We start from the raw sequence: 18862 nt of genomic DNA, 5'->3' as shown, positions 1-18862 counted from the left end.
CCCCTAGATCACAATCAACTCGGCTCGCAACGCGCCAGCCTGTTTGAGAGCTTCCAGTACAGCCATCACATCACCGGGCGCTGCCCCCACCTGATTGACCGCCTGCACGATTTCATTAAGCGTGGTTGCCGGGCCAAACTGGAACATTCGGGCCGGATCTTCAGTGATCGCAATTTGAGTGTTGGCCTGCACTTCGGTATCGCCGCCCGCAAACGGGTTAGGCTGAACCACCTCAGGGTTTTCCTGAATCGTGACCGTCAGGTTGCCGTGGGTGATAGCCGCCGGACTCACTTTCACGTTCTGACCCACCACAATGGTGCCGGTACGGCTGTTGATCACCACCTTGGCAGACTCTTCCGCCGGATCTACTTCAATGTTTTCGACGATCGACAAAAAGCTCACTCGCTGGGACGGATCCCTGGGCGCCCTGACCGAAATCGATGTCGGATCGTGGGCATAGGCCATGTCTGGCCCTAAGTGGCTGTTGATGGCCTCAACCACTCGTCGAGCCGTGGTAAAGTCCGCGCGCAACAGGTTAAAGGTAATGGTATCGCCACGGTTGAAGGGGGAAGCGACTTCCCGCTCAATGGTTGCGCCGTTAGGAATTCGCCCCACGCTCGGCACGTTCACGGTAATCCGCGAACCGTCTTGCCCCTGAGCCCCAAAACCGCCCACCACCAAGCTGCCTTGAGCCATGGCATATACCTGACCATCTGCACCTTTGAGCGGGGTCATTAACAAGGTGCCACCGCGCAGGCTGTCAGCGTTACCAATCGACGAAACGGTAATATCCAATTCCTGACCGGACTTGGCGAAGGCCGGCAGTGTGGCGCTCACTGTGACCGCCGCAACGTTTGCAAGCTTCGGGTTAACACCGTCCGGAAGGGTGATGCCGAACTGGTTCATCATGTTCCGGAAGGTCTGGTTGGTAAACGGCGCTTTATCGCCGGTACCGCTGAGCCCTACCACCAAGCCATAACCAATCAGCTGGTTGTTTCGAACCCCTTTAACTTTCGCCAGGTCTTTCAGCCGGTCTGCCGCTACGGGCGATGCCATAACCGCCAACATCGTAAAGACCACACAAAGTTTGCGAATCATAACGGCCACCACTCACTGTTAAAGAAGCGGGCCAGCCAGCCCATTTGATTGGCTTGGTCAAAGTCGCCCGTACCGCCATACGCAAAGCGAGCATCTGCGATTCGGTTTGAGGCTACGGTGTTATCGGGCGCAATATCCTGCGGGCGCACCATACCGGTGAGGCGGATGTACTCATCGCCATTGGTAAGAGAAAGCCACTTCTCGCCACGGATGCGCAGTACGCCGTTCGGCAATACTTCCGTTACCGTCACGGTGATGCTTCCGGCCAGGCTGTTGCTTTGGTCCGCCTCGGCGGCGCCTTGGAAATCCCGTTCAAGATTGGCCGAGGCATTCAGGCCAATGTTGTTCTTTCCGAAGATATTGGGCTCGGGAAGACTCAGTTCCTGATCTTTGGTGATGGTGGTTTCAGCGTTCTTGCTGGCGCGAGTGGACTCTTCCAATAACACCGTCAGCACATCTCCAACGTTCAGGGCTTTGGTATCCCCGTATATGTTGTAGTTGCGGGACACCTGATAGATAGAACCGGAGTCCGGGTCACGCTGCATCATCGCCTGGGCACGCACCGGCGCATAGGCCGGATCATCCGGCACTGCACGAGGACGGGACATGGCTGTGCAGCCCTGTAGAATCATCAGGCCTCCCACCAATACCAGTGTGGCCACGCGCTTTGCTGTCCAGGTTTGATGTATGCGTTTCATAACTTACCCAATATTGTTGGTAATGAACTGAAGCATTTGGTCTGTGGTGGAAACCACCTTGGAGTTCATCTCGTAAGCCCGCTGGGTGGTGATCATGTTGACCAACTCTTCCACCACTTCCACGTTGGAGGACTCAACGGTGCCCTGCTCGATGGTGCCAATTCCCGCCAAACCCGGCTCCCCTTCCTGAGGATCGCCACTGGCATTGGTTTCCTTAAACAGGTTGTTACCAATCGCCTGCAAACCCTGCGGGTTTATAAAGTTCACCAGCGTAATTTGGCCGAGATTGACCGGTGCCGCTTGATCATTCGTGACCGCAGTAACTGTGCCATCACGACCGATGGTTACATTGGTGGTGTCTTCCGGCACGTTGATGTTTGGCTCCAGCGGGTAGCCGTCCGGGGTGACCACATCACCATCGGAATTCAATTGGAACTGGCCATCCCGGGTGTAGGCAATTTGGCCGTCAGGCATGGCGATCTGAAAGAAACCGCGGCCGTTTACCGCCATATCCAGTGGTTGCTCGGTAATCTGCAGATTACCTTGACTGAACTGTTTTGCCGTACCAACCACTCGCACACCGGTACCCAGCTGCAGGCCGGACGGAAGCTCGGTGTTCTCGGTACTCATACCGCCGGGTTGGCGATTGATCTGATACAGCAGATCCTGAAACACCGCCCGGTCCCGCTTGAAACCGGTGGTGTTCACGTTCGCCAGGTTGTTGGAAATGGTCGACAGGTTGGTGTCCTGCGCGCTTAACCCGGTTTTACTGACCCATAGTGCTGGATGCATGTTTCTACTCCTTACCTTGCCGGCTGCCGAAGCGGCCATTGTTTGCCGCTTAGTGCCGGCCGGTGATGCTTAATTCAGCGTTATCAGAGGTTCTGCAACAGCCGTGCCGTTGCCTCGGAATTCTCGTTAGCGGTGGACATAACCTTCACTTGCATCTCGTATTGGCGAGATAACTGCAAGTTGGAGATCATCTCTTCCACGGCATTGACGTTGGAACTTTCCAAAAATCCGGTGGCCATGCGCATGTTTGCGTCGGCAGGCTCAACCCCGCCAATAGCCTGATCCGGCTTTCGACGGATAAATCCATCCAAACCTTTTTCTAAAGCATCTGCCGGCGGGTTCACCAACTTCAGGCGATCAACTTCCACCAGCTGATCCGGCGGACCACCCACTGGCACAACAGATACGGTGCCGTCAGCCCCGATCAACAGGTCGTCGAACGGCGGCAAAGCAACCGGGCCACCGTTACCTAACACCAACTCGCCACTGGGCATGCGAACCAAGCCGTTCACATCGACCTGCAAGCTGCCACTGCGAGTGAACACCTCTTCGCCTTGATTGTTCTGAACCGCCAGCCAACCGTCGCCTTCAACCGCAACGTCGAGTTTTCGGCCGGTATCCATTAAAGCGCCAGCGGATAGATCAGTACCCGGGCGCTCCGTCATGGCATAGGCGCGGGTGGGATGATGCTCACCAAACACCGGCATGCTGCGGGCCTGAGCAAAATCCTTCTTGAACCCCGTGGTGTTCACGTTGGCGAGGTTGTTGGCGTGGGCACGCTGGGCCAGCATGTTCTGCTTAGCGCCAGACATTCCAATGTAGAGGGCTTTGTCCATGGGCAAACTCCTGCCGGAATTTTGACTGTTTCCAGTCTTCCTGCAGGAGTCATGCCATGTTTACATGGAAGGATTAGCGGAGGTTGATGATGGTCTGGGTGACCGCATCCGAGGTTTCAATAGTCTTGGCGTTTGCCTGATAGTTGCGCTGGGCAATGATCAGGTTGACGAGCTCTGCCGAAAGATCAACGTTGGACTCTTCTACCGAACTTGCCTTGATCGAGCCCAGAGTTCCGGTATCCGGAGCGCCGATGACCGGCTGGCCGGATTCGAAGGACTCAACCCAGGTGGTATCGCCTACCGGAGATAAACCGTTCGTGTTATTGAAGGATGCAAGCGCGACCTGCCCCAGAGCTTTCGATTGACCGTTGGTATAGCGAGCAAAGATCACCCCCTCTCCAGAAACATCCAACCCCGAAAGCCGGCCTGTCGTATAACCGTTTTGCTGCTGATTGTTCACACCAAATGTGGCGCCATACTGCGTAGCTCTGCCAAGATCCAGAACAAAGGCGGAGCTGTCAGCGGGCAGCGGAATCGGGCTCACCACACTTGAAGGATTCGCTGGTGGACCATCAGCACCATTCGGGGCACCGTTCGGATCTTTCGGCACCCAGTCAGCGATAATAATTTCGCCATTCACATCGCCGTTAATGGACTCCAGCTGACCGTCCTGGTTGAACAGAGCGGTGTATGGCTGCTGGTCCGTACCTGCAACCATCTCTCCATCAATCTCAATATAAATAGACCACTGACTTTGGCCCACACCGCCATTTGGCGATGGCTCTTTCACGAAAAACTGGGTCATTTCGTGAGTGTTGCCCAGGCTGTCATAGATCTTTGTTGAAGTGGCGTGGTTATAGGTGCGCTGGTCTATGGGGTTGAAGGCATTTATCTCGGTAAAGTCAGTTGCGTTAAAGGCAACCTCGAACGAAGTACTGCCGGAATCGGTTGTGACCCCATCCACGCTACGGTCAGTGGTTACGACCAATTCTCCGTCATAGGCTTGATTGTTCGCCAATGGCGTTCCGTTGGGAGCATCGCCATAAGCCACCTCCAAGAGCTCTCCGCTATCCTGAACAATCCTCAATACTGGGTCGGTATTAGGATCATCATCATGATCGATGACCGACGCCGAGACTGAACTCTGACTGCTATTATTAATAGCCGCAGCGACATCTTCTAAGGTAGCTACGTTTTGCAGGTCAAGAGCGATTGGCGCGGACCCGCCAATCTTAATTTCCATGCGAAAATTCGCAGCATTGCTGACATCTGAATCGCTCAACGCGGTTAACGTCGCCGACGTGCTCGCCGTCGCCGTCACACCCGGAGCGGCATTAATTGAACTGGCCGCCTCTGCAGCGGATGCGTTCGCTCCTATGGGGGAAACCTGGTAATTGCCAGTGCCGTCGTTATAGTTGAACGTAAATTCCGAACCTCTCAATGAGGCAACATTAATAGGAGCTATATTGCGAATTCGCTGCTCCAACACCGGCTGCCGCGAATCCAAATTCAAATCCGTAACCAGATTCGTAGTTCTACGCGGCGCAAGGTTTCCAGTCTCAATAGCGAGATCGCCACGCACACCAGACAAATTCCCGTCATCATCCGCCGTGTAACCCTGCACCTTCATGTTCTGGTTATTCACCACGAATCCGTCTTTATCAATCCCGAACTGACCAGCGCGGGAGAAACGGGTTTCACCATTATTACTCAGAATGAAGAAGCCATCGCCGCTGATGGCCATGTCCAGCCCACTATCGGTGAAACTAATGTTGCCCTGACCGAACGACTGCTTCACATCCTGCACCCGAACACCGTCACCAATCGGGTTGGTGCCACCACTTAAAAATCCGTTGGCGTACAGATCACCGAACTGCACCTTACTGCCTTTAAAACCGACGGTACTGGCGTTAGCAATGTTGTTGCCGGTTACATCCAGATCCACCGATGCGGCCCGCAGACCACTTAATCCTGTATTAAATGCCATGACTTATACCTCCTGGTCCGACACCGGTTCAGTTAATTTGCTTGACGTCAGACAGGGCAATCGAGCCCATGCCAGCAAGATTCAATGTAATCGAGCCACCGTTATTCAAAGACACACTGTCTACGTTCGCACTGACCATGGTGCCCAACTGCTGCGGCCCGGATGGGTAACTACCCTGTGCAACAATCTGGTACGGGCCGGGCGGCAAAGCATTGCCGTTGCCGTCTTGACCATCCCAACGAAAAGACACCACACCAGCCTTGCTGCTACCCATATCAATCTGCCGAACAAGCTCGCCTGACTGGCTCATAACCGACAGCCGCAAACCACCTGTGGAAGCAGGAACTTCAATCGTGCCGGTCACTTCGCCCTCTGCGCCCAGAATGCCCACACTGGACGGAGCCAGAACGGTCTTGCCCACCATGGCCGACGCCTGCAGCGCCTGACTAGAACGGAACTGGCCGGCCACTTCGCCTACGGTGCCAGTCAGATTCTGCATTTCTTCCAGAGAACTGAACTGAGCTAGCTGAGAAATGAAATCACCGTTGTCCTGCGGCTCCAGCGGGTTCTGATTCTTCATCTGCGCCAACATCAACTCCATGAAGGCATCTTTACCAAGCTCGCTGCCCCCCTGGGCTTTGCTGTCTTGCTGAACTCGGTACTGGCCCAGCACATCGGCGGCAGACGCTGAATTTACTGCACTCATCACTTTCTCCTCGCCCTATTACTGCTGACCCAGCGTCAAGATACGCTGCATCATGGATTTCGCGGTATTCATCACATCCACGTTCATCTGAAAACTTCGCGATGACGACATCATGTCCGCCATTTCTTCCACCACATTGACGTTCGGATAGAACACGTAACCGTCTTCGTTTGCTGCCGGATGGTTAGGCTCGTACCGCATTTGCAGCTCGGCATCGCTTTCCACGATTCCTTCAACCCGAACGCCCGCACCCGCGCCTTCTTGCGGGTTGGTACCAAAGGCTTGTTGCTCCGGGTTCAGCATGGACTGCTGAATCGCCGCGAACACGGGTTTGCGCGCTCGATAGGTGCCCTCCGTGCTTGAACTGGCGGTTTCGGCGTTGGCAATGTTCGAGGCGGTGGTGTTCAGCCGCAGTGACTGCGCGGTCATGCCCGAACCCGCGATGTCGAAAATGTTACCCAGTGACATGACTGTCTCCTTCACTCAAAAATGGCTGCGGCTTACTCACCCTTTAGGGCTTTGGTCAGTCCGGAAAATTTACTGCTGAGAAACTGGAAGCTGGCTTGGTAATCCATGGCGTTGCGCATAAAGCGGGTTTGTTCCTGTTGCGCATCTACGGTATTCCCGTCAACCGAGGGCTGGTGAGGGGTGCGGTACAACAACTCACCATCGGCCCCGGATCCTGAGGCTTCCATGTGAGAGCTGTGGGTGGTGGTCATCTGAACGCCACTCATTTCATTCTGCGCCTTCTGCATCATGGCCCGAAAGTCGATATCACGCGCCTTGTAGCCCGGGGTATCGGCGTTTGCCAGATTATTCGCCAGCACTTCTGCCCGCTTAACGCGGCCCTGAAGAGCCTGCTCATGAATACCCAATGCGCTATCGAATGAAATTGCCATGCCTGCCTCCTGAAATCTGCCCCGGCTTTCTGATCAGTCAGTGATTGCCGGTTTTGCGTTCTGAAGGGGATAAAGCAAGCAGGATGCCAAAAACAGAAAAGCCTGCAGGAACGCAGGCTTCATAGGGGGTGGGTTGAAATATTCGTGCCGTTTCAAGTCGGCAGTTCGGCAAAAACCAGGAAAAGGCGGCAAGCTGTTTCCTCATCCTGCCACCCAGCCGTCAAGCGCTCCAGGGGCGGGATTGTTCGGGCCCCAACCACTCCTCGACGAACTCTCCACTCGATGGTCGGGGAACGGGAGGCTTACGGGAAGAAACGGTTCCGGTATAAAGGAAACCTGTAATAATCTCATCTTCTGCCAAGCCCAGCCCTTCACGAATAACGGGATCGTAGGCAAAGGCGCCTGAACGCCACATGATGCCATAGCCGGCATCAGAGAGTGCCAGCGACAAGAACGACATCCCAGATGCCGCCGACATCACCTGTTCAACATCCGGTACTTTTTTGTGGGGCTTAGGCGATGCGATACCCACGATCACCATCGGCGCACGAAGCGGCGCTTTCCTGGCATTTTCACGGGCCTTCTCAGTGGCATCCACGCAGCCCGATCTCGCAAACAGCTCTCCAAGCGCAACCAATGCTTCACCTTCGATAACGAGGTACCGCCACGGACGCAGCAGCGCATGATCTGGCGCTCGAGCAGCGCACTGAAACGCCAGATCGACCACATCACGGGGCGGAGCCGGTGCCTCTAGCCGCGGTTCCGACGAGCGCTCCATAAGAAACTGGGTAATAGAACTCATATACTCTCGCTATTCATACAAGTGTGTGCAAAATCGTCGTTTCTGTTGACCTGGGTTAATTGTGGGTAATACGTAATACTGTTAACCTTTAGTCGCAGATACTACCAATAAAAAACTTTCGGCACTCACCATGAGCCACACTCAACCAAATCACAGCGCTGACAAACAGGACGTATCTACGTTCAGCGTGACCGTATGGGTGCGCCAGTAAGATGATGAGTGCTCCGGCAGAGCTTCGCAACGTTTCCGCCAGCTCCGGAAAGGTTTTATCAAACGACCCCTACGATAACACCGTCGTTATTCCCCCTATGCCAGACTACAGTGGTCGCATTCTGGCGTATGCATCTACCTCGATCATTACTGTAACCGGCGTTATCCAGGATATATTTGCACTGTGGTTTCTGTGGTTAGTGGCAATCGCCATGGTTTGGCCGCACCTTGCCCATCTGATCACCCGACGCACGTTCCTGAGAAATTCTCCGCGTATTCGCCAAAAAATGCTTCTGCTGGACTGTATTTTTGGTGGCGCGCTAATCGGTGCGCTGGGCCTGGTTGCCATTCCCTCCACCGCCATCGTTTTAATGCTGATGTTCAGCTGCCTGATTATCGGCGGCATTCGACAATGGCTGTTCGGAACAGCACTGACCGCTGCCTCACTGGCCGCTGCCGTAGCAACCTTTGGCACCGCAGACAATCTGCAAGCCCCGCTTCTGACCAGCGTCGTAGCCCTGTTGGCTACCGGCGTTTACATCTGCGTGACCGCTTATTACTCCCACGTTCAGGCAAGAGCCCTGCTCTACGCGAAAACCCAAATCCAGAACCAGCGAGAGCAATCCATTGCGCTCTCTCATAAATTGTCGAAATACCTCTCGCCACAGGTGTGGCAGTCCATCTTTACCGGCGAACGCGATGTTCGGCTGGAAACCCAGCGCAAAAAGCTGGCGGTCTTTTTTTCCGACATCAAAGGCTTCACAGAGCTGTCAGAAGAGATGGAACCCGAAGCCCTTACCGAGCTCCTGAACCACTACTTCAATGAAATGTCCCAGGTAGCGCTGCGCTATGGAGGCACCATCGACAAGTTTGTTGGCGACTCCATTATGGTATTTTTTGGCGACCCGACCAGCCGCGGTCAGCGTGAAGATGCCTTTGCGTGCGTATCCATGGCCATCGACATGCGCAAACACATGAAGATCATGCGGCAGAAATGGCGCAGTCAGGGCATTAAAACCCCGCTGGAAATACGCATGGGAATCAGCACGGGATACACCACCGTCGGCAACTTTGGCGCCGAGAACCGTATGGATTACACCATCATCGGCAAAGAAGTGAACCTGGCCAGCCGGCTTGAATCACTGGCCGAAGCTGGCGAGATTCTAATTTCCTACGAGACCTTCTCGCTGATCAAAGACCGCATCATGTGCCGGGACAAAGGCGAAATTACCGTAAAAGGCTTCGGCAAGCCGGTGCCGATTTACGAAGTCGTCGACTTCCGCCGGGACATGGGGCCCAACCGCAGCTTTCTGGAACACGAACACAGCGGCTTTGCCATGTATCTGGATTCGGACAAGATCACCGAGCGCGAGCGCAGAGCGATTCTGACCGCACTCGAAGATGCCGCCGATCGCCTCCGACAGGAAGACGACTCAGACTAACCTCGCCTACTGCCGAACCAGCCTCGGCCCCACGCCATCCTCAGGGCAAGTGCTTCGCCAAGGGTTAATATCCAACCCGCCCCGGCGAGTGTATCGGGCACACACCATCAATTCCGTGGGCTTACAACGCTGCATCAAATCGGTAAACACGGTTTCTACACAGTGCTCATGAAAGTCTTGTTTCTGGCGGAAGCTGATGATGTAACGCAGCAATCCAGCCCGATCAATGGCCGGACCGGTATAGCGGATAAAGATCGTTGCCCAATCGGGCTGCCCCGTGACCGGGCAGTTACTCTTCAACAAGTGAGAACAGAGCCCCTCCGTTACCTCGGGACCATTCGCCAACAGCGAATCCGGCGCGTATTCGTACACGACATCGCCCACCGCCTCGTTATCGATCAACTCGCAGCCGTCTGGCCGGCCCACCGCCGGGGCAGTTTCATCGACACTACGCATCTGCACGTGAACAGCACCGCCACACACCTTGGACAAATCCCGGATGATCGTTTCTGTGACTTGCGCTTCAGACGAAAAAACTTGCTGATTCAGAGAGTTGAGATACAACTTTAAAGATTTACTCTCAACAATCGAAGGCGAGGCAGCGGGGAAGCGAATCTCCGCCCACGCCACCACAGGCACGCCACCGGGGCGCAGCCAGGACAGCTCCCATGCCTGCCACATATCTTCGCCAAACCAGGGCCAGCGCCCATCCTCAAGTCCAATACGCCGGCGATTCTCTTCCCGGGCTACCGGAAACAACAGCGAAGGATCGTACTGATCCGGGTAGTCGCTGGATTTCCCCAGCGGAGCGTTATCAAGTGCCATATCGGTTACCGGGTTCCAAATTAGTGTCGAATGCCTTTGCCGCGCGCCAACATGCGCAAGGCAATAACGGAAAGCAGAACAATAAAGCCCAGAATCATACCAAGCGAAACGAACGGATTAACATCCGAAACACCCAGTATGCCGTAGCGAAAGCCATTCACCATGTACAGAATCGGGTTGGCTAACGATACGTTCTGCCAGAACGTTGGCAAAAGATCGATGCTGTAAAACACCCCGCCAAGGTAGGTTAGCGGCGTGAGCACGAACGTCGGTACAATCGAGATATCATCGAACTTGGTTGCCAACATGGCGTTGATAAAACCACCCAGCGAGAACAGCGCCGAGGTCAGGAAAACGGTAATAATCACCATCGGCAAGTTATGGATTGCCAGCTGCGTAAAGGCCAGCGACAACAGCGTTACAATCAGCCCGATAATCAGTCCACGGGACATGCCACCAACAACATAGCCGGCCAGAATCGTCCAGTTAGGCACCGGCGACACCAACAACTCTTCGATGCTGCGCTGGAACTTCATCGAGAAAAACGACGACACCACGTTAGCGTATGAGTTGGTGATCACCGCCATCATGATCAGCCCCGGGACAATAAACTGCATGTAGTCAAAGCCGCCCATATCACCAATGCGTGAGCCAATCAAACTACCAAAGATGATGAAATACAGCGTCATGGTGACCGCGGGTGGCAGCAGTGTCTGCGGCCAGATCCGTGTAAACCGCCGAATTTCTCGCAGAACGATGGTCTGAAACGCCGTCCAGAGTGCCAGAGGTGTCATGCTGCGCCCTCCTTCGTCTTTTTGGCTTCAGCCGCATTCTCTTCCACCATTCGCACAAACAACTCTTCGAGGCGGTTAGCCTTGGTTCGCATACTGCTAACCTTGATACCTTGCTTTTCCAATTCCATGAAGAGTGCGTTGAGCCCCTGCCCTTTCGCCACCTCGACTTCCAGCGCACCATCGCCGTTAATCGCGCATTTAAATCCGCCCAGCTCGGGTGCGGCATCCAGTGTTTGTTCGGTATCCAGAATAAAGGCCTCGACACTCAATTGCTGAAGCAATTCCCGCTTGCTGGTGTGACGAATGATCTCGCCATGGTCAATGATGGCGATATTCCGGCACAGAGCTTCCGCTTCTTCCAGATAATGGGTGGTCAGGATAATGGTGGTGCCCTGCCGGTTAATTTCTTCAAGAAACTGCCACATGGAGCGGCGCAGCTCGATGTCCACACCGGCGGTGGGCTCATCCAGTATTAACAACCGCGGCTCATGCACCAATGCTCGCGCTATCATAAGACGCCGTTTCATGCCTCCAGACAACATGCGGGCCGGAGTATCGCGTTTGTCCCACAATCCCAGTTTTTTCAAATATTTCTCGGCGGACACGCGGGCCTTTTTCAGGGGAATTCCGTAGTACCCCGCCTGCGTGGTGACAATATCAAATACCTTTTCAAACTGATTGAAATTAAACTCCTGAGGCACCACACCGAGGTTAAGCTTCGCATCCGATAACTCAGTATCAATATCCTTGCCGAATACTCGGACCTTACCCGACGACTTGTTCACCAGCGACGACACGATTCCCAGTGTGGTCGATTTGCCCGCGCCATTAGGGCCCAACAAAGCAAAAAAATCGCCCTCAGCGACCTGGAGATCGATTCCTTTCAGGGCGTAGAAACCATCGCCATAACGTTTCTCAAGTCCTTCAATTTCCAATGCATAGGTCATAAGTGGAACCGCTGTTAATGAATGCACCGCACGAGCGAAAAATATGTAGTGCGCTATGTGATTGAGGCATTTCACCAAATTTCAAGGCAGTGCGCGACATTCATCAGCCACGCACGAAACCCCCAAACTGCGACAGGTTTCCCGATATAGACGAACCACCCTCCCTATAATGCCGTTACAACAACTTACAAAGCCTGTAACTGCCTCTGGCTAATCAGGTGACCGCGAAGGGATTGTACGACACACCATGGAACTCGCTCATCTGCGCCATCTACTACTGACACTCTCCACCGCCTTTCTATTGTCAGCATGCTTTGACGATGGAGGCTCCGGTTCAGACGATGCCCTCACCGGCCAAATCCAAAGCCGCGGCATAAGCGGCCTGACTTACACGACCAGCTCCCGTCAAAACACAACCGATGCCCAAGGCAGGTTTCAATATTACCCCGGCGAAACCTTGTCTCTGAAAGTCGGCGCACTTTCAATCGCGGAAAACATACCGGCGAAAGCATTTGTCAGCTTTCTCGACTTTCAACCAGAACTTCGCGATGCGTTAGAAACCGCCAAGATTGATAGTCAAAATCTCAGCGATCACGCGTTAACCGAGTCATCGCTGCTCAATAACCAAGAACTGCTAAACCGCACCCGATTCCTGATGGCGCTGAACTGGACGGAAATCATCCAAGACAGCAAAGGCATCGACATCCGGCATCGGGTGATCGACCAGCTTAACGCTGCGATAAACGACCCGGCTCTCCCCTCGGAGGTCGATTTCGCGATACCCACGGCCGAGTTTGAAGCACCAGAATCTGCTGCAAACCAGTTGTTAGCCAGCATCTGTTTTTACGAAAAAGACGATCAGTTGTGCCAACAACCTCCTACGCTGACAGATATTGAAAGTGCGCCAGAACGGCCCGACAACGACGAAGAAATCGACCCCGACACAACCTACAAGCAGGACCTAAAAGCCTTGCGAGAGCGCATATTACAATCCGTTCGGAGCATCGAGGACATCGACACCCAGGGCGCCAAAGAGTATCTGACCAAAGAGCTGGCAGGCATCACTAATGCAATCAGCAGACAATACTATCTTTCAGGCCATGCCGCCTCGCACCCGGCAAGTGACACCGCCTTGAAACCCCTCTCGATTCGAAAAGTGGGCGGCGATATCGCCCTGGCAAAGAATGGAATCGAAGCAATCAGTACACGCCCACAAGACGTATCCGTTCATACCTGGAGCTGGCAAGAAGCGAGCGTCGAATACTTCGTGGACGGCAGCGCTGGCAGCGAGTCTGAAATTCTGATCAACTTCAAGCCGGCAAAAGACTATCGCTGGATTCGAAAGTCGCTCCGGGTACTGGTCACCGAGTAAAAATCTTGCCGAGCGACCAGCGAGGCTCGTTGGTCGCATCCAGAGCCATCAGGTCCAGACCCTCGGTACCATGCGGCAGACACTCTCGAACCGCAAGAACTTCGCCTTGTGTTCTTGCTTCGTTATAACGTGCAAGATCAACCACCCTCCCGCTCTTGAAGGAACCTTTCTCGCTCGCTTGCAACACCATAACGCTCGGCCATAGCCGGCGCTCCGGACTATGCGAGACAACCACTCCGCGGCTACCGTCATTCAGCTCAACCAAGGTCCCCGCGGGGTAAACGCCTACAGCCTGGATAAACGCCTCGACCAAATCCTTCTGAAACTCGATATTGCGCATCTCATAGAGTAAACCCACTGCCTTAGCGGGTGTCATGGGTTCTTGCCCCTCACGGGGCGCGATCAATGATTCGAAGAACTCGGCAATACCTGCCACTTTTGCCAGCAAAGGAATCCGCTCGCCACCCAATCCAACGGGAAAGCCCGAGCCGTTATGGCGCTCTCTATGGCCTTGGACGACACTAAGCACCGCCTTGGAAACCCCGGATGGCTTCAGAATCTCAACGCCTCGCTGCACATACGTCCTGAAAACCTCGTAATCTTCCACGGACAGTTGCTGCTCACTCTCAACGATCTCTATCGGCAACGTGGTCTTGCCGACCTGAGACAACAAACAACCTGCACCCAGATGATTCAAAAGCCCTTCATTAAGACCAAGCTGGCGCCCAACCACCAGGGCCCATACCGATGTATTTAAGGCATGACGATACACAAAATCATCGTATTGACGCGTTCGGCTCAACCATAAGAGCGCACTGGGCTGCCGACAGACACTTTTCACCATTTTTCTGGTAACGTCCGCGACCAGACGGGCATCTACACCGGCCTCTGAACGAACCGAATCGAACATTCTCTCAAGCGCGCCTTCGGCATCACCCAACAGTTTTCTCGAGGTTTTGATTTCTTTCTTTAGGGTAGTACTGACTTTGTGGTTTACCGGCTCACGAATACTAAGCGGCGGAAGTTCAATCTCTTCCCGACCTTTAGCTCTTTGCCTTGAGCGAGCCTGGAACCCCACAACATGCGGCAAGTTTACATCAGCGGAATCGCGGGTTTCCGGCTCGTCGATCATCACCCATTTGCAGTGAGAGACGAGCGCCCGCACGTCGTTTTGCGAGCGAATATAGAAGCCCTGAATCGGAAAAGGAGTTTCATGCCACGGTCGATCCAGATCAGACACGAACATGCCAATCTCCAGATCATGAACCCCTAGCTTTCGTTGCTGAACCCCCACCACTTTCCCCTCAGATACAAATGTCTCAAGGTACTCAGTGTGACATGCCGGAGCATAGCTGCCATTACCATTTTGTAGAGAAGCGTCACGAAAGCAGGCTCAAAGGTAACCCTGCACAACAATTCGCAACGGAATGTATAGATGAGACCCAGTGCGCACAAATGGAACCGGCACAATCAATCAGCTTTACACACCGAATCATCAAACTCTGGCAGCCGGGCGCTGAGCGATCCGCGGGGCACTTTGCGTGCGTACACTGTATAAGCCACGGATGAAGCGCGGAGGTAATCCATGTTCACCACCTCATCGCTTTTTGAAATCTCGGTGTCTATAGGCCGGCACACGACAGATAACCGGAACTTCGCACCGATGTCCGCAATGCGCTCAACCGACTCTGGCCCAACCACTTGCATACAGGCAATTTCGCTTGCCGGGCCGCTCTTGAACACACTCACATCCTGACTTTTCTCACCGCAAGCCCTCACACCCGCGGCACAACTGCCCGCCTGGTCATGGCTGTCGTCGGCAAGCCGCCAGACCCGATCGCTGCATTGGGTTTCAACCTTCATGGTGGTCGATTGGTCGCGCATGAACGACCAGCCCGGATAGTCTGCGGTCTGCCACGACACTCTTATCTGGCGTGATTCTCCCGACGACGTTTCACCCGGGAACATTGCGTAATGGGTGTAATAACTGGCACACCCCTGAAGCGCCGAAATCAATAAACCAACGCAAAAGAGTTTTATACGAGAGGTATCAATCAACAACATGGAAACAGGCCTTCCCAAGCACATGAATTCGCCACCATCCTTTTTGACAGACCTTCGGGCTATTCGCTGTCCAACGCAAATTGCAGCCCATACCCGTCATCGGTCTTACGCACCACCACCATATTCAATACAGGCGCTGGCACCGGCAACCCCTGCACCTGGACAACCACCTTGTCTCCGAGCTTCGGCGCAAATGAGACCCCTTCCAGTGCAATAAAAATACCACCGTCGGAAATATCACGGGTCGGGAAAATATGCTCCCCCAGCTCTTCATGGATGACCTTTACTCTTGCACTCATCGCCGTGCGACCGTGCTCCCTGCGATCAGTTGTGGACATTCGGGGATTCCTAAGAAGTGACGTCTTTTTATAGTGTTAAGAAGCATACCATCATTTTTATAACAATATGCCAACAGAGTTGTTGACTCAAAGCTCATCATGAATGAGAATGCTTTTCGTTTTGATATGCCGTTGATACCCAATCACAGCACGCATTCACAAGCATCAACATTAAAGGAAAGCACCTATGCGAATGAAACTAGCCGCAACCGCCGCCATGGCACTCGCAGCCATGCCGCTCAGCGCCTCAGCCGATGGCGAAGTCAACATCTATTCTTATCGCCAAGCATACCTGCTAGAACCTTTATTGAACGCATTCACCGAAGAAACCGGCATTGAAGCCAACGTCGTTTTTGCCAAGCAAGGCCTCGCTGAGCGCCTTGAGCGCGAAGGCCGCAACAGCCCCGCTGACGTTGTCATGACAGTGGACATCTCCCGCATCAATGAACTGGTCGAAAGAGACCTGGTCGCGGGCGTAGAATCGGAAACACTGTCCGAAAACATTCCTGAGAACCTGCGCCACCCGGAAGGTAAATGGTACGCCCTGACCACCCGTGGCCGCCTGATCTTTGCCTCTAAAGACCGGGTAAAAGAAGGTGAAATCACCAGTTACGAAGAGCTGGCGGATCCGAAGTGGGAAGATCGCATCTGTACCCGCAGCGGCAAGCACCCCTATAACATCGCGCTTATTTCTTCCATGATCGCTCATCACGGCGAAGCAGAAACCGAAGCGTGGCTGAAAGGCGTTAAAAACAATCTCGCTCGCAAGCCACAGGGCGGCGACCGCGATCAGATCAAGGCGATTGCTGAGGGCGAGTGCGATCTCTCCATCGGCAACAGCTACTACTACGGCAACATGCTGAAAGACGAAAACCAGCGCCCAATCGCTGAGCAAGTGAACCTGATCTTCCCGAACGCTGAAGGTCGCGGTACTCACGTTAACATCAGTGGCATCTCACTAACCAAGAGCGCGCCGAACAAAGACAACGCCATTAAACTGATGGAGTTCTTGTCGTCGCCAGAAGCCCAGCGCATCTACGCTGAAGCCAACACCGAGTACCCGGCTAACCCAGAGGTGAAGCCAACCGGTATGGTTGCAGAATGGGGCGAAATCAACCCGGACGACCTGTCGCTGCAGGAAATTGCTGAAAACCGCAATGCAGCTGTCAAACTGGTCGATCGCGTAGACTACGACAGCTAAAGTATCGTCGTTACTTCAGATGATGCGAAAGGGTGCATGGTAAATGCACCCTTTTTTCGTTATTGACACGCCTCAAGATGACTCGAGTCATTGCAGGGAACCGGCTCAGTAACTAAAATCGCAACACTTCTCATCACCACTTACAAATACAGGAACGCCATGACTGAGGTTGTTAGCAGTGCCGACTCAGGGCTTTCACAACCCCTACTGGCAAAACGCACCTCGAAACGTTGGCTTTTAAGCGCCATCATCACCACGGCCATCGTTGCGCTACCTGTTCTTGCCGTTATTTTTCTCGCTCTGTTCCCTGAAGAAAATATCTGGCCGCACTTAATCAGCACCACCCTGCCCCGTTACCTCATAACCACCATTCAGCTCATGGTTGGCGTTGGCGCGCTGACATTGATCATCGGGCTTTCCACGGCGTGGGCGGTTACGATGTGCGACTTTCCGGGCCGAAAATTTTTCGAGTGGGCGCTACTGTTACCCTTTGCCGTACCGGCCTATGTCATCGCTTACGTATACACCAGTCTGCTGGACTATGCCGGCCCGGTTCAAAGAGCACTCCGTGAGTGGTTTGGCTGGCAGAATGCCAGCGAATACTGGTTTCCGGAAATCCGCAGCCTGGAAGGCGCAACGCTGATGATCGGTCTGGTGCTCTACCCTTACGTGTATCTTTTGGGCCGTGCCGCGTTCCTCGAGCAATCACCGTCGCTTTTTGCCGTCAGCCGAAGTCTTGGCCACTCCGCCTTAAGTACGTTCTTTAAAGTGGTATTACCCATTGCGCGACCTGCCATCGCGGTTGGGCTTTCCCTCGTGTTGATGGAAACGCTGAATGATTTTGGCACGGTCGATTTCTTTGCAGTACAAACGCTCACCCGCGGCCTGTTCGATACCTGGATGAACCTGGGCAACCTTGGCGGAGCAGCGCAAATTGCGACCACCATGCTCATCTTCGTGGTAATCCTTGTTACCCTTGAACGCTACTCACGTCGCCGGCAGCAGCAGTTCGCCGCCCGGGACAACCGGGATCCGATTCGCCGCTTCAGCATGTCGTTTCCACGCCAGATGATCTGCGTGGCGGTTTGTGCAATCCCGTTGATCTTTGGCTTCCTGATTCCCGGAGCAACCCTTGGTTACTACGCATGGGAATACTTCGATGTCAGCTGGAACCCGGATTTCGTGCGCAACACCCTGAACAGCCTGTTTCTTTCGGGCACAGCCGCACTAACCACCCTGATCATTGGCGTCACTCTCGCTTACAGCCGTCGCCTTCATAATACGAGAGGCATGAAAGTTCTGATGCGCCTGTCCAGCCTGGGGTACGCCATGCCCGGCGCTGTGCTTGCGGTTGGCGTGATCGTTCCTCTTGCCGGTTTCGACAACTGGCTTGATTCGTTGATGCGTGATTACGTGGGCATAAGTACAGGTTTGCTGTTAAGCGGCTCTGCATTCGCCCTGGTATTCGCTTACACGGTTCGTTTCCTTGCAGTATCGGCCGGTAGCGTCGAAAGCGCCCTGCAAAAAATAACCCCCAGCATGGACATGGCGTCCCGCTCACTGGGCCACAGCCCAGGCAAAACACTGCTCAATGTTCATCTCCCTATGTTACGCGGAACGCTGCTAACAGCCGCCTTGGTTGTATTCGTAGACTGCATGAAGGAGCTGCCAGCAACCTTGATCCTTCGGCCCTTCAACTACGAAACCCTGGCAACTTATGTATACCAGTTTGCCTCTGATGAGCAGCTTTACCACAGCGCCCTGCCCGCTTTGATTATTGTGTTGGCTGGCATTATCCCCATCATCCTGATGAGCCGATCCATTTCCAACTCCCGCACCATGAGCTGATCT

The 18862-nt window shown here is 54.0% G+C and carries 19 protein-coding genes; 4 read left to right on the top strand and 15 right to left on the bottom strand.

Going from position 1 to position 18862, the window contains the following annotated elements:
* Window positions 1-3 precede the first annotated feature (3 nt).
* The 9 genes from Q9245_RS14080 to Q9245_RS14040 form a co-directional block, all read right to left on the bottom strand.
* Entirely contained in the window at window positions 4-1098 is a 1095-nt protein-coding gene (locus Q9245_RS14080) for a flagellar basal body P-ring protein FlgI (RefSeq protein WP_305897779.1), read from the bottom strand.
* On the bottom strand, window positions 1095-1796 hold the full coding sequence (gene flgH, locus Q9245_RS14075) for a flagellar basal body L-ring protein FlgH (RefSeq protein WP_305897778.1): 702 nt from the start codon (window positions 1794-1796) through the stop codon (window positions 1095-1097). Before flgH ends, Q9245_RS14080 begins: the two co-directional genes overlap by 4 nt.
* A gap of 3 nt (window positions 1797-1799) precedes the next feature.
* Window positions 1800-2588 carry a flagellar basal-body rod protein FlgG gene (gene flgG, locus Q9245_RS14070; protein ID WP_114335603.1) on the bottom strand — a complete coding sequence of 263 codons (789 nt, stop codon included), beginning with the start codon at window positions 2586-2588 and terminating at the stop codon, window positions 1800-1802.
* Window positions 2589-2671: 83 nt separating this feature from the next.
* Window positions 2672-3424 (bottom strand): flagellar basal body rod protein FlgF, encoded by a 753-nt coding sequence (locus tag Q9245_RS14065; RefSeq protein ID WP_305897777.1) that lies wholly within the window; start codon window positions 3422-3424, stop codon window positions 2672-2674.
* Window positions 3425-3497: 73 nt separating this feature from the next.
* Entirely contained in the window at window positions 3498-5411 is a 1914-nt protein-coding gene (locus Q9245_RS14060) for a flagellar hook protein FlgE (RefSeq protein ID WP_305897776.1), read from the bottom strand.
* Between the two features lie 28 nt (window positions 5412-5439).
* Window positions 5440-6117 (bottom strand): flagellar hook assembly protein FlgD, encoded by a 678-nt coding sequence (locus tag Q9245_RS14055; protein ID WP_305897775.1) that lies wholly within the window; start codon window positions 6115-6117, stop codon window positions 5440-5442.
* Window positions 6118-6135: 18 nt separating this feature from the next.
* Window positions 6136-6585 carry a flagellar basal body rod protein FlgC gene (gene flgC / locus Q9245_RS14050; protein WP_199007332.1) on the bottom strand — a complete coding sequence of 150 codons (450 nt, stop codon included), beginning with the start codon at window positions 6583-6585 and terminating at the stop codon, window positions 6136-6138.
* Window positions 6586-6617: 32 nt separating this feature from the next.
* Window positions 6618-7016: a flagellar basal body rod protein FlgB gene (gene flgB / locus Q9245_RS14045; RefSeq protein ID WP_305897774.1), complete on the bottom strand. Its 399-nt coding sequence runs from the start codon at window positions 7014-7016 to the stop codon at window positions 6618-6620.
* Window positions 7017-7236: 220 nt separating this feature from the next.
* Window positions 7237-7818, bottom strand: coding sequence for a nitroreductase (locus tag Q9245_RS14040; RefSeq protein WP_305897773.1), 582 nt, complete (start codon window positions 7816-7818; stop codon window positions 7237-7239).
* Between the two features lie 212 nt (window positions 7819-8030).
* Here Q9245_RS14040 and Q9245_RS14035 point away from each other — a divergent pair, with 212 nt between their 5' ends.
* Window positions 8031-9470 carry an adenylate/guanylate cyclase domain-containing protein gene (locus Q9245_RS14035; protein WP_305897772.1) on the top strand — a complete coding sequence of 480 codons (1440 nt, stop codon included), beginning with the start codon at window positions 8031-8033 and terminating at the stop codon, window positions 9468-9470.
* 6 nt (window positions 9471-9476) lie between these two features.
* Here the strand turns inward: Q9245_RS14035 and queF are convergent, their stop codons facing one another.
* The 3 genes from queF to Q9245_RS14020 are packed head-to-tail and all read right to left on the bottom strand — an operon-like array spanning window position 9477 to window position 12036.
* Entirely contained in the window at window positions 9477-10295 is an 819-nt protein-coding gene (queF, locus tag Q9245_RS14030; RefSeq protein ID WP_305897771.1) for an NADPH-dependent 7-cyano-7-deazaguanine reductase QueF, read from the bottom strand.
* A gap of 20 nt (window positions 10296-10315) precedes the next feature.
* Complete coding sequence (locus tag Q9245_RS14025; protein WP_305897770.1) at window positions 10316-11089, bottom strand: ABC transporter permease; 774 nt, start codon at window positions 11087-11089, stop codon at window positions 10316-10318.
* Entirely contained in the window at window positions 11086-12036 is a 951-nt protein-coding gene (locus tag Q9245_RS14020; RefSeq protein ID WP_305897769.1) for an ABC transporter ATP-binding protein, read from the bottom strand. Before Q9245_RS14020 ends, Q9245_RS14025 begins: the two co-directional genes overlap by 4 nt.
* Window positions 12037-12283: 247 nt before the next feature.
* On the opposite strand from Q9245_RS14020, the gene Q9245_RS14015 reads away from it, so the two are divergent.
* Window positions 12284-13408 (top strand): organic solvent ABC transporter permease, encoded by a 1125-nt coding sequence (locus Q9245_RS14015; protein ID WP_305897768.1) that lies wholly within the window; start codon window positions 12284-12286, stop codon window positions 13406-13408.
* Here the strand turns inward: Q9245_RS14015 and Q9245_RS14010 are convergent.
* The 3 genes from Q9245_RS14010 to Q9245_RS14000 form a co-directional block, all read right to left on the bottom strand.
* Window positions 13398-14702 carry an HD-GYP domain-containing protein gene (locus Q9245_RS14010; protein WP_305897767.1) on the bottom strand — a complete coding sequence of 435 codons (1305 nt, stop codon included), beginning with the start codon at window positions 14700-14702 and terminating at the stop codon, window positions 13398-13400. The two genes, Q9245_RS14015 and Q9245_RS14010, sit on opposite strands and share 11 nt — an antisense overlap.
* Window positions 14703-14878: 176 nt before the next feature.
* Window positions 14879-15472, bottom strand: coding sequence for a hypothetical protein (locus tag Q9245_RS14005; protein ID WP_305897766.1), 594 nt, complete (start codon window positions 15470-15472; stop codon window positions 14879-14881).
* A 59-nt stretch (window positions 15473-15531) separates the two neighbouring features.
* A complete protein-coding gene (locus Q9245_RS14000) occupies window positions 15532-15810 on the bottom strand; it encodes a PilZ domain-containing protein (RefSeq protein ID WP_305897765.1) in 279 nt (92 codons plus the stop codon).
* A gap of 187 nt (window positions 15811-15997) precedes the next feature.
* On the opposite strand from Q9245_RS14000, the gene Q9245_RS13995 reads away from it, so the two are divergent.
* A complete protein-coding gene (locus Q9245_RS13995; protein WP_305897764.1) occupies window positions 15998-17011 on the top strand; it encodes a Fe(3+) ABC transporter substrate-binding protein in 1014 nt (337 codons plus the stop codon).
* 159 nt (window positions 17012-17170) lie between these two features.
* Entirely contained in the window at window positions 17171-18859 is a 1689-nt protein-coding gene (locus Q9245_RS13990) for an iron ABC transporter permease (RefSeq protein WP_305897763.1), read from the top strand.
* Window positions 18860-18862: the final 3 nt, after the last annotated feature.

This window comes from Marinobacter sp. MDS2, from assembly GCF_030718085.1.
Lineage (GTDB): Bacteria > Pseudomonadota > Gammaproteobacteria > Pseudomonadales > Oleiphilaceae > Marinobacter.
This window is presented reverse-complemented; position numbering and strand designations above follow the sequence as displayed.